We start from the raw sequence: 13,258 nt of genomic DNA on the forward strand, positions 1-13,258 counted from the left end.
GCAAGCGCGGGCTCCTCAGGATGACGGATCACACTTCCGCGCGTGTTACATTTTCTCGAGTTTAGAACTCAGCTCGGCTTGACGCCGGGAGCGGCCTGGGCGGCCGCCTGCCGCTCCATGTTCTGGCGGTAGAGACCGAGGAAATCGACGGGGTCGAGCAACAAGGGCGGGAAGCCGCCGTCGCGGACCGCGGTCGCGACGATCTCGCGTGCGAACGGGAACAGCAGCCGCGGGCACTCGATCATGACCAGCGGGTGCAGGTTCTCCTTCGGCACATTCACGATCCGGAAGACGCCGGCATAGGCGAGGTCGAAGCTGAACATCACCTTGCCTGCGGTCTCGGCCTTGCCCTCGATCGAGAGGATCACCTCGTACTCGTTCTCCGACAGGTTGTTGGCGGAGACGTTGATCTGGATGTTGATCGCCGGCTGCTGTTGCTGCTGGCCGAGCGAAGCCGGCGCATTCGGGTTCTCGAACGACAGGTCCTTGGTGTACTGCGCCAATACGTTGAGCTGGGGAGCGGGTTGTTCGACGGGGGCGCCGTTGCCATTGGTCATGAAAATGTCTCCTGGAGCAGCGCTCGATGGACAGAATGTCCGACGGCACGCGTTAAGGTGTTGAGAATGCCGATGCCGGGCGAGTGGCTATCATAGGCCCGGCTCGGTCCACAAGGACGACGAAAGGGCGGGCCGGCGGCAAATTCTCCCGGCAAAGGACAGCGCGCGCGAGCCTGCCCAATCTCTTAACAGCTTCCTAAATTATTGAAGATGCGCGATTTCCTGAAAAGGAACGGTTTCCCCCGGGGGTCAAAACGCGCTACACTACCCGTGCCAAAAAGCGCCATTGGCCGGGCATAGTTTCGTGCCTACATCTTCGGACTCTATCGGTGATGTGATCTCTGCTGTTCCCGACCGGGAACGCTTTGACGGCCGGCCCGTTGCCGGCAGAGACCAGAAAGCGGATTCGACGTGGATATTTACACCATCATCTTCCTGGCGCTGGCCGTGTTTATCTTCCTGCGCCTGCGCAGCGTTCTCGGACAGCGCACGGGAAGCGAGCGGCCGCCTTATGATCGCGCCGCGCCCAACGTCGTGCAGCGCGGTCAGGACAACAACGTCGTTCCGATCCCGGGATCGGTAATCGACCAGCCGGCCTCGGCGGCGCCCGCCGAGCCGGTCGAGCCCACGGAACGCTGGAAGGGCATCGCCGAGCCCGGTACGGCGCTGGCGCAGGGTCTCGACGCGGTGGCCGTCCAGGATTCCTCGTTCGATCCGCGGCATTTCCTCTCAGGTGCCCGCTCGGCCTATGAAATGATCGTGCTGGCGTTCGCCAATGGCGATCGCCGCGCGCTGCGCGACCTGCTGTCGACCGAGGTCTATGAAAGCTTCGAGGCCGCAATCAAGGATCGCGAGAAGCACGAGCAGAAGACCGAGACGCGGTTCGTCTCGATCGACAAGGCCGAGATCGTCAGCGCGGAGACGCGCGACCGCTCGACCCAGCTCACCGTCCGCTTCGTGTCGCAGATGATCTCGGTCACGCGCGATAAGGCCGGCACCATCGTCGACGGCAGCCCGGACAAGGTCGCCGACATCACCGATATCTGGACATTCGCCCGCGACTCGACTTCCCGCGATCCGAATTGGAAGCTGGTTGGCACTGGAAGCGCTCACTAAGCATCTCAGCTACGGGCGGCTCGCGGTCGCGTGCTGCGCGCTCGCGGTGCTGTGCTCCACCGCAGCGATCGCCGCGCGCTACAGATCAAGCCGGCACCCTCCGCCGCGACACGAGCATAGCCACCCGATCCCCTATCCCAATCTGGAAATGCCGCTGCAGGTCAGCGGCAGCCAGTATGAGCCGCTCGCCTGGTCCAACGTCGCCGGCTGGAGCGCCGACGATCATCTCGCGGCCTACCAGGCGTTTCGTACCAGCTGCAAGCCGATCGCGGCCCAGCAGGGCGCGCCTGCCGATTCGAAAGCGCTTGGAAGCTCGCTGCGCGACCCCTGCCGGATCGCCAAGGGGCTCACGCTGAGCGACGGCGTCAAGGCGAAGGACTTCTTCGAGCAGAATTTCGTGCCGTTGCGCATCTCGCGGCTCGGCGAGGACGCCGGCTTCGTCACAGGTTACTACGAGCCGGTGCTCGATGGATCGCGGACCCAGACCGACGTCTACAACGTGCCGGTCTATCGCCGTCCGTCCAACCTGTTCGTGCGCGGCAAGACGCAGAATTCGGTCGGCCTGCCCAATGGCGGCGCGGTGTATCGCAAGATCGGCCGCCGCAAGCTCGTGCCCTATTACGACCGCGGCCAGATCGAGGACGGCGCGATCGCCGGCCGCGGGCTCGAGATCTGCTGGCTGAAGAGCCAGACCGATCTCCTGTTCGCGCAGATCCAGGGCTCGGCGCGGATCAAGCTCGAGGACGGCACCACCCTGCGCATCAATTACGACGCGCATAATGGTTATCCCTATACGCCGGTCGGACGCGTCCTGATCGACCGCGGCATCATCCCGAAGGATCAGATGTCGATGCAGAAGATCAGGGAGTGGATGGAGCAGAACCCTGACGGCGCCAAGGACCTGCGCCGGCAGAACCGCTCCTTCGTCTTCTTCCGCGAGGTTCCGCTGTCCGACAAGGACGAGGCCGTCGGCGCGCAGGGCGTGCCGCTGACGCCGGGCCGCTCGATCGCGGTCGACAAGGCGCTGCATGTCTACGGCACGCCGTTCTTCATCGCCGGCGAACTGCCGATCGAATCCGAACAATCGAAGACGCCGTTCCACCGGCTGATGATCGCGCAAGACACCGGGTCGGCGATCGTCGGCCCGGCGCGCGCCGATCTTTATTTCGGCGCCGGTGCGGAGGCCGGAAAGGTCTCGGGCCGGCTGCGGCACAACATGCAGTTCGTCATGCTGGTGCCGAGGGGTCTCGACCCCGTCGCGCGTGGCCACAAGCTGCCGGTTCCGGATGAGCGGCCTTCGGCCAAGATCGCAAAGCTGTTTCCGCAGACCGAGCCGCCGAAGGACAAGCCGGCGGCGAAGGCTGCGGATGTGCCGACCGCCGGCATGGCCAAAAGCGCGGCGAAGGACTCAGGCACCAGCGCCGCCAGGAACCCGGCCGCGAAGGATGTCGCGCCCGCAGCAACGACCCCTGTCGCGCAGGCCGCACCTGTGGCAGAACCGGTGCCGTTGCCGGTCGCCCGGCCCGATATTCCGCAACCGGAGAAGCGGCGCTTCCGGCGCTATCGCCATTACCGCGATCAATGAAACGACCCGCGCCGATTCCCGATCTGTCCGCTCCGTCGCGGCGCAAGCGCGCGCTGAGCGAAGAGGAGCGCGCGCTCTGGGAGAGTGTGGCAAAGCAGGTCAAGCCACTGCGCAAGCGGCCGGCCGCCGCGAAGGCCCACGCCGTCGCCTCTGATCAGGCCACCCATCACGCGATTGCCAAACCCATCCCGGTCAAGCCGGTGGCAGCGGTCAAGGCCGCGCCGGCGCAACGCCCGCACGTGCCGCCGCTGGCGCCGATCGGCCGTCGCGAACGTGCAAAGCTCTCGCGCGGCCGGCAGGAGATCGATGCGCGGCTCGATCTGCACGGCATGACCCAGCTGCGCGCGCATCGCGTGCTGTTCACCTTCCTGCAGCGCGCGCACAGCGATGGGCTCACTTTCGTGCTCGTCATCACCGGCAAGGGCAAGGTCGGCGGGCTCGATTCCGAACGCGGCGTGCTGCGCCGCCAGGTTCCGGAATGGCTCAGCCTGCCGGAATTCCGTTCGCTGGTCGTCGGCTTCGAGGAAGCGCATATCGGCCATGGCGGCGAGGGCGCGCTTTACGTGCGTGTCCGGCGCGCGCGAGCCTAAAGCTAAAACGGGCGGACGATCCCGACGCGCGGGATCAGCGTCACGATCCAGCCTGATATCGTCGTCTTGCGGTCGTCCGACGGGATCGCCGGCACATCCTTCGACGCCGGCAGCATCCTGGTGGCATGCAGCATCAGGAACATGCAGACCGCCCAGTTCGAGATCCAGCGCGAATAGTCGAACACGGTCACGAACATCACGAAATAGCCGGCGCTGATCATGACGAGCGCGCCGAGCACGATCCTCCGATGCAGGTCACTCGCGAGCGCGCCGATCAGACGCGCGAAATAGCGCCAAAGCGGCGTGTGCAGCCAGATCAGCAGCGCAAACACCGGAACGCCCAGGATGTTCGATGGCATGCGCGCCCAGGTGTCGGCGAACTCCTTCGACAGCGGCTGGTACCAGATGTAGCCGAACTGAAGCAGGTCGGTGCGTGCCGGATCGGCCATCCGGCTCTGCAGATGACGGATGAATTCGTCATAGGGCACGTCGACCGTGCCGGCGAACTGCGCGACCAGGAACAGGATGCCGACCGCGGCGAGCGCCGCGATGCCGAAGACGGCGTTCCGCGGCGTCACGCCCTGCACCAGATAAAAGCGCAGCACCACGATCGCCGCGATGGTCGGCACATACATCAAGACGAAGATGTGATGGACCAGGATCAGCAGGATCGAGAACAGCGCGGCGATCAGCACATACACCATTGAGCGCGCCGGGATCAGCAGCAGCACGATCGTCAGCGCACAGCCATAAATGTCGAAATGGCCGAGCGTGTGCATGAAGTTCTTCAGGAAGAACGGCGAGCCCGCGATGAAGACGAACAACGGCCAATGCGCGTCGTTGAAGCCGAATGTGCGGCGGAACAGTTTGATGAACAGTCCGAGCGTCAGCAGCCAGATCGCGCCGGCCAGCGCGAACACCAGCCAGACGGGCACCTTGTCGGTGAACAGCGAGACGATCGCCCCGACCAGCGCGCGCTTGGTGAAGCCGTAATGATAGTCGACCAGCAGATGGATGTAGGGAACGAAGGGCGGCAGAGCGATCTTGTGCAGGAACACGCCGACCAGCACGGCCGCATTGACGGCCAGCATCAGGCGCCAGGGGTTTTGCCACACCCGCAGATTCATCGATCGCCCACTCTTGTCGTCCCGGGCAAGCGAAGCGCGACCCGGGACCCATAACCACCGAAGGTAGTTCTAGAAGGAATGTCGGCCCGAGTCTTTGTCACCGCGGACTGTCGGGGTTATGGGTCCCGGCTTTCGCCGGGACGACTATGGTGGCCGCCTACAAAATAAACCGGCTCAGGTCGGCGTTCTTGGCGAGGTCGCCGACATGCTTGGTGACGTAGTCGGCGTCGACCTGGATGGTCTCGCCGTGGCGATCGGGCGCGGTGAAGGAGATCTCGTCCAGCACCCGCTCCATCACGGTCTGCAGCCGCCTTGCGCCGATGTTCTCGACCGTGGAATTCACCGCCACGGCGACATCGGCCAGCGCGTCGATGGCGTTGTCGGTGATGTCGAGCGTGACGCCCTCGGTCTTCATCAGCGCGACATATTGCTTGATCAGCGACGCCTCCGGCTCGGTCAGGATCCGGCGCATGTCGTCGCGGGTCAGCGCCTGCAGCTCGACGCGGATCGGCAGGCGGCCCTGCAGCTCCGGCAAAAGGTCCGACGGCTTGGCGATATGGAACGCACCCGAGGCGATGAACAGGATGTGGTCGGTCTTGACGGCGCCGTGCTTGGTCGAGACCGTGGTGCCCTCGATCAGCGGCAGCAGGTCGCGCTGCACGCCCTCGCGGGAGACGTCGCCGCCGGCGCGGTTTTCGCGCACGCAGATCTTGTCGATCTCGTCGAGGAACACGATGCCGTTGTTTTCGACCGCGTTGATCGCCTCCTGCACCAGCTGATCGGTGTCGAGCAGCTTGTCGGATTCCTCGTTGACGAGGATTTCGTGCGAGCCCTCCACCGTCAGGCGGCGGGTCTTGCTGCGTCCGCCCATCTTGCCGAAGATGTCGCCGAGCGAGATCGCGCCCATCTGGGCGCCGGGCATTCCGGGGATCTCAAACATCGGCATGCCGCTGCTGCCCGACTGCGTCTCGATCTCGATTTCCTTGTCGTTGAGCTCGCCGGCGCGCAGCTTCTTGCGGAACGACTCGCGCGTCGCCGGGCTCGATCCCGGGCCGACCAGCGCGTCCAGCACGCGTTCCTCGGCGGCAAGCTGGGCGCGGGCCTGAACGTCCTTGCGCTTGCGCTCGCGGGTCTGCGCGATTGCGACCTCGACGAGGTCGCGGACGATCTGCTCGACGTCGCGGCCGACATAGCCGACCTCGGTGAACTTGGTGGCCTCGACCTTGAGGAACGGCGCGCCGGCGAGCTTGGCCAGCCGCCGCGCGATCTCGGTCTTGCCGACGCCGGTCGGCCCGATCATCAGGATGTTCTTGGGCAGAACCTCCTCGCGCAGGGAACCGGCGAGCTGCAGCCGCCGCCAGCGGTTGCGCAGCGCGATCGAGACGGCGCGCTTGGCGTCGGTCTGGCCGACGATGAAGCGGTCGAGTTCAGAAACGATTTCACGGGGAGAGAAGTGAGTCATTGGCTCTAGCTAGGTTGGAATCGCGGTCTCGGCAAGCGGCAGTCCTCCAAGGCATCGTCCTCTAAAGAATCGGCGGCCCGGCCTGCCACTGCCTGATCGCCTCGAACGGGTGGATCAGCATGATGATGTTCAGTGTCAGATTGTCGCGAATGTGAAGCAGCAGCACGGTTTCGAACAACACGCCGAGCGCGACGGTCGCCGCGATCGGCAGCTTGCGCGCCAGCAGGAAGCCGACAACCATCGCAAGGGTGTCCGACACCGAATTGACGATGGTGTCGCCGTAATAATCGAGCGAGATCGTGCCGGCGCGGTAGCGCTCGATGATCCAGTTGGAATTTTCGACGAGCTCCCAGCTGCCTTCGATCAGCATCGCGACAATCAGCCGCCCGGGCCAGGCGAGGCGCGGCAACAGGAGGAAGGTCAGACCGTAGAACAGCAGGCCGTGCAGCACATGCGACAGCGTGTACCAATCGGCGATGTGCTGCGAGTTCTCCGAGCTCTGAACCGAGCCATGCCAGAGCTTGACGTAGCCGCAGGCGCAGATCGGCAGACGGCCCATCGCATAAAGCAGCGCCGCCTGCAGCACGAGCAGCGCTGCCGCGATCGCCAGCCAATGCCACGCTGAAACGCCGGTGATGGGCTTGTGCGCGATCGTCATGCGTCGCGCGCCATCAGCAGGGCCGGCCCGTCCGGCGTATCGACCATACCCATCTTCCGAAAACCCGCCTTCTCATAGGCGCGGATCGCGCGCGCATTGGCCGGATCGGGATCGGTGACGATGCGTGGCACGCCCTGCGCCAGCCGGTCGTCGACAAAGGCGCGGATCAGCGCCGAGCCATGGCCACCTGCCATCATGTTGGGCTCGCCGATGAAAAGGTCGATCCCGCGCGTGCCCTCCGGCTGGGCCCCGAAGCCGGAATTCCACGCCGTCATGTCGTAGCACTGGATATAGCCGAGGTTGCCGCCATCGGCCGCGACGATGAACTGGTCCATGGCCGGCTCGTCAAGGTCGCCGCTGACCAGCGCATATTGCTCGGCCGGGTCCCCCCACCATTCCCGGACATGCGGCAATGCCAGCCACTGCTTGATCTGCGGCAGGTCGGCCGGCGTCATCGGGCGGAAATGATAGGGGCAGGCCATGCTCAGCCGCCGATCGTCTCGATCGTCACGTTCCGGTTGGTGTAGACGCAGATATCGGCGGCGATATCCAGCGCGCGGCGGACGATGGTCTCGGCGTCCTTGTCGGTATCGACCAGTGCGCGGGCCGCGGCGAGGGCGTAATTGCCGCCGGAACCGATCGCCATGACCCCGGATTCGGGCTCCAAAACGTCGCCGGTGCCGGTCAGCACCAGGGACACGTCCTTGTCGGCCACGATCATCATGGCCTCCAGCCGGCGCAGGTAGCGGTCGGTCCGCCAGTCCTTGGCGAGCTCGACGGCCGCCCGGGTCAGCTGCCCCGGATATTGCTCCAGCTTGCTTTCCAGCCGCTCGAACAGGGTGAAGGCGTCGGCGGTGGCGCCGGCAAAGCCGCCGATCACGTCGCCCTTGCCGATCCGGCGGACCTTCCTGGCATTGGCCTTGATCACGGTCTGGCCGATCGAGACCTGCCCGTCGCCGCCGATCACTACCTTGCCGCCCTTGCGGACCGTGCAGATCGTGGTGCCATGCCAGACCGGCAGCTCATTTGGGGATGCTTGCATAGGTTACCTCTCTTCCGGGCAGATTTAGGCGGTCGGGCAGGGGGTTACAATCGGGACGAAATCGGAGCGTTTTCAGGCGAGGTGGCACCGGTTCGCGTGAAGAAAACGCGGCAGAACCAGATCGACAACGAATTCCGGTCACCATGGCCGGAAGTTGGGGCGTTTCGAGGTCATCCCGCAGTAGCGAAGGTGACATCAGCCTGTTAAAAGACCGGCGTTTTCGGCACGGGAAAGCTTAATTTTCATGCGCACCGCAACCATCAAGCGCAAGACCAAGGAGACCGACATCGAGGTGACGGTCAACCTCGACGGAGCAGGCGTATCCACGGTTTCGACCGGGATCGGCTTCTTCGACCATATGCTCGACCTCCTGGCCCGGCATTCGCGCATCGACATCACGGTGAAGGCGGATGGCGATCTCCATGTCGATTACCACCACACCACCGAAGACGTCGGGATCGCGCTCGGGCAGGCCGTGAAGCAGGCGCTCGGCAACATGGCCGGCATCACCCGCTACGCCTCGATCCACATGCCGATGGACGAGACGCTGTCGCGCGTCGTGATCGACATTTCCGGCCGCCCCGTGCTGGTGTTCAAGGCCGAATTCCCGCGCGACAAGATCGGTGAGTTCGACACCGAGCTGGTGCGCGAGTGGTTCAACGCCTTCGCGATGAATGCCGGCGTGACTCTGCACGTCGAGACCCTATATGGCGAGAACAGCCATCATATCGCCGAATCCTGTTTCAAGGGTCTGGCGAGGGCGCTGCGGACGGCAATTGCGATCGATCCGCGTGCTCAGGGCGAAGTGCCCTCGACCAAGGGTCAGCTCGGCGGCTGATCTCTGGAGCATGATCCGGAAAAGTGGATGCCGGTTTTCCGAAAGATCATGCTTTAAAAATAAGAGTCCATCCTCGGCGGAGCGTTCTATGCCGGTCTATACAGTGCATGCCCCCGTGGCCAATGGCGCCGATCTCGCGGCGACCGACAGGTTCGTCTTCGTGCGCGACGGCTTCCATTTCTGGGCCGCAGTTGCGGGCGCGATCTGGCTGGCCTGGCATCGGCTCTGGCTGGCGCTGATCGGCTGGCTCGTTCTTACTTTCGTGATCGACTACGCGCTGGCCAAGCTTGGCGTCGGCCGTAGTGCGATCTTCTTCGTCGACCTGGTGCTGATGGTGTTGCTCGGGCTCGAGGCCGCGACCTTGCAACGCTGGACGCTGTCGCGGCGCAGATGGCGCCAGATCGACATCGTCGTGGGTGACGACGTGGAGGCCGCCGAGCGCCGTTTCTTCGCGCGCTGGACCGCGCGGCATCGCGGCGCTGTCAACGACCAGCGGTCCGTGGACCGCGGCGGACCGCCACCGACCCGCGACGTTCCAGGTCAGTCGTTCTCAAAACCCCCACCGATGCCGCAGGGCGGCATCATCGGATTGTTTCCAGAGCCAGGAGGATCGCGATGACCGTTGCAATCATCGATTACGGCTCCGGCAATCTGCATTCGGCGGCCAAGGCCTTTGAGCGCGCCGCACGCAGCATGGAGGATCCGCAAGCCATCAAGGTGACGCGCGATCCCGATGCCGTGTATCGCGCCGATCGCATCGTGCTGCCCGGCGTCGGCGCCTTCGCCGATTGCCGCCGCGGCGTCGACGCGGTCGACGGCATGCTGGAGGCCCTCACCGAGGCGGTGCGGGTCAAGGCGCGGCCGTTCTTCGGCATCTGCGTCGGCATGCAGCTGATGGCGACGCGCGGCAAGGAGCACGTGATCACCGAGGGCTTCAACTGGATCGGCGGCGATGTCGAGAAGATCGAGCCGCGCGACGAGAGCCTGAAGGTCCCGCATATGGGCTGGAACACGCTCGACATGGTGCGCGAGCATCCGGTGCTAGAGCGGCTGCCGCTCGGGCCCAAGGGACGTCACGCCTATTTCGTGCACTCCTATCACCTCAACGCCGCCAATGAGGCGGACGTGCTCGCGCGCGCCGACTATGGCGGGCCGGTGACCGCGATCGTCGGCAAGGACACCGCGATCGGCACCCAGTTTCACCCCGAGAAGAGCCAGCGCTTCGGCCTCGCTTTGATCGCCAATTTCTTGAAGTGGAAGCCGTGATTCTCTTTCCAGCGATTGATCTGAAGAACGGCCAGTGCGTGCGCCTCGAGCAGGGCGACATGGCGCGCGCCACCGTGTTCAATCTCGATCCGGCGGCGCAGGCGGCGAGCTTTGCCGCGCAGGGCTTCGAATATCTCCACGTTGTCGATCTCGACGGCGCCTTCGCCGGCAAGCCGATGAATGCGCATGCGGTGGAGGCGATGCTGAAGGCCGTCACCATGCCGGTGCAGCTCGGCGGCGGCATCCGCGACCTCAAGACCATCGAGGCCTGGCTCGACAAGGGCATCACGCGCGTCATCATCGGTACCGCCGCGGTGCGCGATCCTGAGCTCGTGAAGGGCGCGGCGAAGACATTCCCCGGCCGTGTCGCCGTGGGCCTCGATGCGCGCGACGGCAAGGTCGCGGTCGAGGGCTGGGCCGAGACCTCGCACGTGACCGCGCTCGAGATCGCGCAGCGCTTCGAGGATGCCGGCGTCGCCGCGATCATCTTCACCGACATCGCCCGCGACGGTCTGCTCAAGGGCCTCAATCTCGACGCCACCATCGCGCTCGCCGACCGCATCTCGATTCCGGTGATTGCCTCCGGCGGCTTTGCCTCGATCGACGACGTCAAGGCGCTGCTGGAGCCGCGTGCGAAGAAGCTGGCCGGCGCGATCGTCGGCCGTGCGCTCTATGACGGACGGCTCGATCCGGCCGCCGCCCTTCAGCTGATCCGCGGCGCGTAGGAGGAGATCATGTTCAAGGTTCGCGTGATCCCCTGCCTCGACGTCAAGGACGGCCGCGTGGTCAAGGGCGTCAACTTCGTCGATCTGCGCGACGCCGGCGACCCGGTCGAGGCGGCGATCGCCTATGACGCCGCCGGCGCCGACGAGCTCACCTTCCTCGACATCACTGCCACCCATGAAAACCGCGGCATCATGCTGGATGTGGTGCGGCGGACGGCGGAAGCCTGCTTCATGCCGCTGACCGTGGGCGGCGGCGTCCGCACCGTCGACGATATCAAGACCCTGCTGCGCTCCGGCGCCGACAAGGTCTCGATCAATTCGGCGGCCGTCAGCCGGCGCGAATTCGTCAAGGAAGCGGCCGAGAAATACGGCGAGCAATGCATCGTGGTCGCGATCGACGCCAAGCGGGTCAAGCGCGCCGGCGGCTCGGACCGCTGGGAGATCTTCACCCATGGTGGACGGAATGCCACCGGGATCGACGCCATCGAGTACGCCCAGGAGGTCGTCTCGCTCGGCGCCGGCGAAATCCTGCTGACCTCGATGGACCGGGACGGCACCAGGCAGGGCTTTGACCTGCCGCTGACCCGGGCGATCGCGGACAGTGTCCCCGTACCGGTCATCGCGTCCGGTGGTGTCGGCAATCTCGACCACCTGGTCGACGGCGTCCGCGAGGGTCACGCCACCGGCGTGCTGGCCGCGTCGATCTTCCACTTCGGGGAATTCACCATCCGCCAGGCCAAGGATCACATGGCGCGCGCCGGCCTGCCGATGCGGCTCGATCCCTAGCGTGGGCGTGGTCAGGAAAAGTGGAATCCGGTTTTCCGTGAAGACCACGCTCAAACAGGGAGAGCTGGGACTCCTTGTCACAAAAATGCTAAGTCCCCACCTAAGGGGTGGCACCCGTGCGGTGCCGCTGTGCATGCTTGAGTTGAGTTGATGTCGCGTTTCACGGTCCACGATCTGGCCGCCACCATCGACGCCCGCGCTGCATCGGGCGGTGAGGCGTCCTACACCCGCAAGCTGCTCGACAAGGGCGCGGAGCATTGCGCCAAGAAATTGGGCGAGGAAGCGGTCGAGACCGTGATCGCCGCGGTCGAGAATGACCGCGATCACCTCATCGCGGAAAGTGCCGATCTCGTGTTTCACCTGCTGGTTCTGTTGAAATCCCGCGGCGTGAAGCTGGAGGACGTCGAGGCCGCGCTGGAGAAGCGCACCTCGATGTCGGGACTGGAAGAGAAGGCGTCGCGCAAGCGCGACTAGCGCAAATGATCGAGCGCATCGAGAGGGGCGGCCTCATGGACATCCGGGCACCAGATCAACAATACAACCCCTACCGCATCTTCACGCGCCAGCAATGGTCGCATCTGCGTGACGACACGCCGATGACGCTCGAGCCGGGCGAGTTCGATCGCCTGCGTTCGATGCACGACCGCCTCGATTTGCAGGAGGTCGAGGACATCTACCTGCCGCTGTCGCGGCTGCTCTCGATCTATGTCGATGCGACGCAGCGGCTGTATTACTCGCAGCGCCAGTTCCTCAACATCCGCGACCGCAAGATGCCCTACATCGTCGGCGTCGCCGGATCCGTCGCGGTCGGCAAGTCGACCACGGCACGCGTGCTGCAGGCGCTGCTGGCGCGCTGGTCGCCGCGGCCGAAGGTCGACCTGATCACGACCGACGGTTTCCTGTTTCCGAACGCGGTGCTCGAGCGGCAGGGCATCATGCAGAAGAAGGGCTTCCCGGAAAGCTACGACCTGCCGACGCTGCTGTCGTTCCTCAGCGACATCAAGGCCGGACGGCGCCGCGTGCGCGCGCCGGTCTATTCGCATCTGACCTACGACATCGTGCCGAACAAATGGGTCGAGATCGACCAGCCTGACATCCTGATCGTCGAGGGCGTCAACGTGTTGCAGACCGGGCGGCTGCCGCGCGATGGCAAGGCGGTGCCGTTCGTCTCCGACTTCTTCGACTTCTCGGTCTATATCGACGCCGACGAGGCCGTGCTGCGGGAGTGGTACATCAAGCGCTTCCTGGCGCTGCGCGACACCGCGTTCACCGATCCGAGGTCCTACTTCCACCGCTACGCGCCGCTGTCGGACGAGGAAGCAACGGCGACCGCGATCGCGATCTGGGAGCGCACCAACCTCGCCAATCTCGAGGACAACATCCTGCCGACCCGCCCGCGCGCGACGCTGATCCTGAAGAAGGGCGCCGACCACGTGGTGCAGTCGGTCGCGCTGCGCCGGCTGTAAGTTCTGACCCGTTAAAGCGGACCACATCAACGGCGTCGTC

At 64.9% G+C, this 13,258-nt stretch carries 16 protein-coding genes; 10 read left to right on the forward strand and 6 right to left on the reverse strand.

The window, feature by feature from the left end:
* Window positions 1-68 precede the first annotated feature (68 nt).
* A complete protein-coding gene (secB, locus tag J6525_RS04780) occupies window positions 69-557 on the reverse strand; it encodes a protein-export chaperone SecB (RefSeq protein ID WP_069279084.1) in 489 nt (162 codons plus the stop codon).
* Between the two features lie 411 nt (window positions 558-968).
* Between secB and J6525_RS04785 the strand changes: the two genes are divergently transcribed.
* From J6525_RS04785 to J6525_RS04795, 3 genes are read left to right on the forward strand one after another with little or no spacing between them, the layout of a single operon-like run.
* The gene (locus J6525_RS04785) at window positions 969-1,673 is read left to right on the forward strand and encodes a Tim44/TimA family putative adaptor protein (protein ID WP_057020336.1); all 705 of its coding nucleotides are present in this window, start codon (window positions 969-971) and stop codon (window positions 1,671-1,673) included.
* Window positions 1,651-3,258, forward strand: coding sequence for a murein transglycosylase A (gene mltA, locus J6525_RS04790; protein ID WP_249795909.1), 1,608 nt, complete (start codon window positions 1,651-1,653; stop codon window positions 3,256-3,258). Before J6525_RS04785 ends, mltA begins: the two co-directional genes overlap by 23 nt.
* Window positions 3,255-3,848, forward strand: a complete 594-nt coding sequence (locus J6525_RS04795; RefSeq protein WP_225642439.1) for a Smr/MutS family protein — start codon at window positions 3,255-3,257, stop codon at window positions 3,846-3,848. Before mltA ends, J6525_RS04795 begins: the two co-directional genes overlap by 4 nt.
* Before the next feature lie 2 nt (window positions 3,849-3,850).
* Here J6525_RS04795 and J6525_RS04800 read toward each other — a convergent pair whose 3' ends face one another.
* The 5 genes from J6525_RS04800 to hslV form a co-directional block, all read right to left on the reverse strand.
* Entirely contained in the window at window positions 3,851-4,975 is a 1,125-nt protein-coding gene (locus tag J6525_RS04800; protein ID WP_225642441.1) for a hypothetical protein, read from the reverse strand.
* 157 nt (window positions 4,976-5,132) lie between these two features.
* Entirely contained in the window at window positions 5,133-6,437 is a 1,305-nt protein-coding gene (gene hslU / locus J6525_RS04805; RefSeq protein WP_225642442.1) for an ATP-dependent protease ATPase subunit HslU, read from the reverse strand.
* A gap of 61 nt (window positions 6,438-6,498) precedes the next feature.
* Window positions 6,499-7,095, reverse strand: a complete 597-nt coding sequence (locus tag J6525_RS04810; protein WP_225642444.1) for a DUF2585 domain-containing protein — start codon at window positions 7,093-7,095, stop codon at window positions 6,499-6,501.
* On the reverse strand, window positions 7,092-7,577 hold the full coding sequence (locus tag J6525_RS04815; protein ID WP_225642446.1) for a GNAT family N-acetyltransferase: 486 nt from the start codon (window positions 7,575-7,577) through the stop codon (window positions 7,092-7,094). Before J6525_RS04815 ends, J6525_RS04810 begins: the two co-directional genes overlap by 4 nt.
* 2 nt (window positions 7,578-7,579) lie before the next feature.
* The gene (hslV, locus tag J6525_RS04820) at window positions 7,580-8,137 is read right to left on the reverse strand and encodes an ATP-dependent protease subunit HslV (RefSeq protein WP_028335798.1); all 558 of its coding nucleotides are present in this window, start codon (window positions 8,135-8,137) and stop codon (window positions 7,580-7,582) included.
* 244 nt (window positions 8,138-8,381) lie between these two features.
* Between hslV and hisB the strand changes: the two genes are divergently transcribed.
* From hisB to coaA, 7 genes are all read left to right on the forward strand, one after another.
* Window positions 8,382-8,975 (forward strand): imidazoleglycerol-phosphate dehydratase HisB, encoded by a 594-nt coding sequence (hisB, locus tag J6525_RS04825; RefSeq protein WP_016841476.1) that lies wholly within the window; start codon window positions 8,382-8,384, stop codon window positions 8,973-8,975.
* Window positions 8,976-9,063: 88 nt separating this feature from the next.
* On the forward strand, window positions 9,064-9,594 hold the full coding sequence (locus J6525_RS04830; protein ID WP_092081194.1) for a DUF2628 domain-containing protein: 531 nt from the start codon (window positions 9,064-9,066) through the stop codon (window positions 9,592-9,594).
* Window positions 9,591-10,241: an imidazole glycerol phosphate synthase subunit HisH gene (hisH, locus tag J6525_RS04835; protein WP_028341984.1), complete on the forward strand. Its 651-nt coding sequence runs from the start codon at window positions 9,591-9,593 to the stop codon at window positions 10,239-10,241. Before J6525_RS04830 ends, hisH begins: the two co-directional genes overlap by 4 nt.
* Complete coding sequence (gene hisA, locus J6525_RS04840; RefSeq protein ID WP_028335795.1) at window positions 10,238-10,966, forward strand: 1-(5-phosphoribosyl)-5-[(5-phosphoribosylamino)methylideneamino]imidazole-4-carboxamide isomerase; 729 nt, start codon at window positions 10,238-10,240, stop codon at window positions 10,964-10,966. Before hisH ends, hisA begins: the two co-directional genes overlap by 4 nt.
* Window positions 10,967-10,975: 9 nt before the next feature.
* The gene (hisF, locus tag J6525_RS04845; protein WP_225642456.1) at window positions 10,976-11,752 is read left to right on the forward strand and encodes an imidazole glycerol phosphate synthase subunit HisF; all 777 of its coding nucleotides are present in this window, start codon (window positions 10,976-10,978) and stop codon (window positions 11,750-11,752) included.
* Window positions 11,753-11,902: 150 nt separating this feature from the next.
* Entirely contained in the window at window positions 11,903-12,226 is a 324-nt protein-coding gene (locus tag J6525_RS04850; RefSeq protein WP_092081190.1) for a phosphoribosyl-ATP diphosphatase, read from the forward strand.
* Between the two features lie 35 nt (window positions 12,227-12,261).
* Window positions 12,262-13,218, forward strand: coding sequence for a type I pantothenate kinase (gene coaA, locus J6525_RS04855; RefSeq protein ID WP_026192056.1), 957 nt, complete (start codon window positions 12,262-12,264; stop codon window positions 13,216-13,218).
* Window positions 13,219-13,258 lie beyond the last annotated feature (40 nt).

The organism is Bradyrhizobium australafricanum (assembly GCF_020329495.1).
Taxonomy (GTDB): domain Bacteria; phylum Pseudomonadota; class Alphaproteobacteria; order Rhizobiales; family Xanthobacteraceae; genus Bradyrhizobium; species Bradyrhizobium australafricanum.

Coding starts and splice junctions, on each gene's coding strand:
- J6525_RS04830 (WP_092081194.1), top strand. CDS start 9,064: ATGCCGGTCTATACAGTGCATGCCCCCGTGGCCAATGGCGCCGATCTC.
- J6525_RS04815 (WP_225642446.1), bottom strand. CDS start 7,577: ATGGCCTGCCCCTATCATTTCCGCCCGATGACGCCGGCCGACCTGCCG.
- J6525_RS04795 (WP_225642439.1), top strand. CDS start 3,255: ATGAAACGACCCGCGCCGATTCCCGATCTGTCCGCTCCGTCGCGGCGC.
- hisF (WP_225642456.1), top strand. CDS start 10,976: ATGTTCAAGGTTCGCGTGATCCCCTGCCTCGACGTCAAGGACGGCCGC.
- coaA (WP_026192056.1), top strand. CDS start 12,262: ATGGACATCCGGGCACCAGATCAACAATACAACCCCTACCGCATCTTC.
- hisH (WP_028341984.1), top strand. CDS start 9,591: ATGACCGTTGCAATCATCGATTACGGCTCCGGCAATCTGCATTCGGCG.
- J6525_RS04810 (WP_225642444.1), bottom strand. CDS start 7,095: ATGACGATCGCGCACAAGCCCATCACCGGCGTTTCAGCGTGGCATTGG.
- hslU (WP_225642442.1), bottom strand. CDS start 6,437: ATGACTCACTTCTCTCCCCGTGAAATCGTTTCTGAACTCGACCGCTTC.
- J6525_RS04800 (WP_225642441.1), bottom strand. CDS start 4,975: ATGAATCTGCGGGTGTGGCAAAACCCCTGGCGCCTGATGCTGGCCGTC.
- hslV (WP_028335798.1), bottom strand. CDS start 8,137: ATGCAAGCATCCCCAAATGAGCTGCCGGTCTGGCATGGCACCACGATC.
- secB (WP_069279084.1), bottom strand. CDS start 557: ATGACCAATGGCAACGGCGCCCCCGTCGAACAACCCGCTCCCCAGCTC.
- hisB (WP_016841476.1), top strand. CDS start 8,382: ATGCGCACCGCAACCATCAAGCGCAAGACCAAGGAGACCGACATCGAG.
- J6525_RS04850 (WP_092081190.1), top strand. CDS start 11,903: ATGTCGCGTTTCACGGTCCACGATCTGGCCGCCACCATCGACGCCCGC.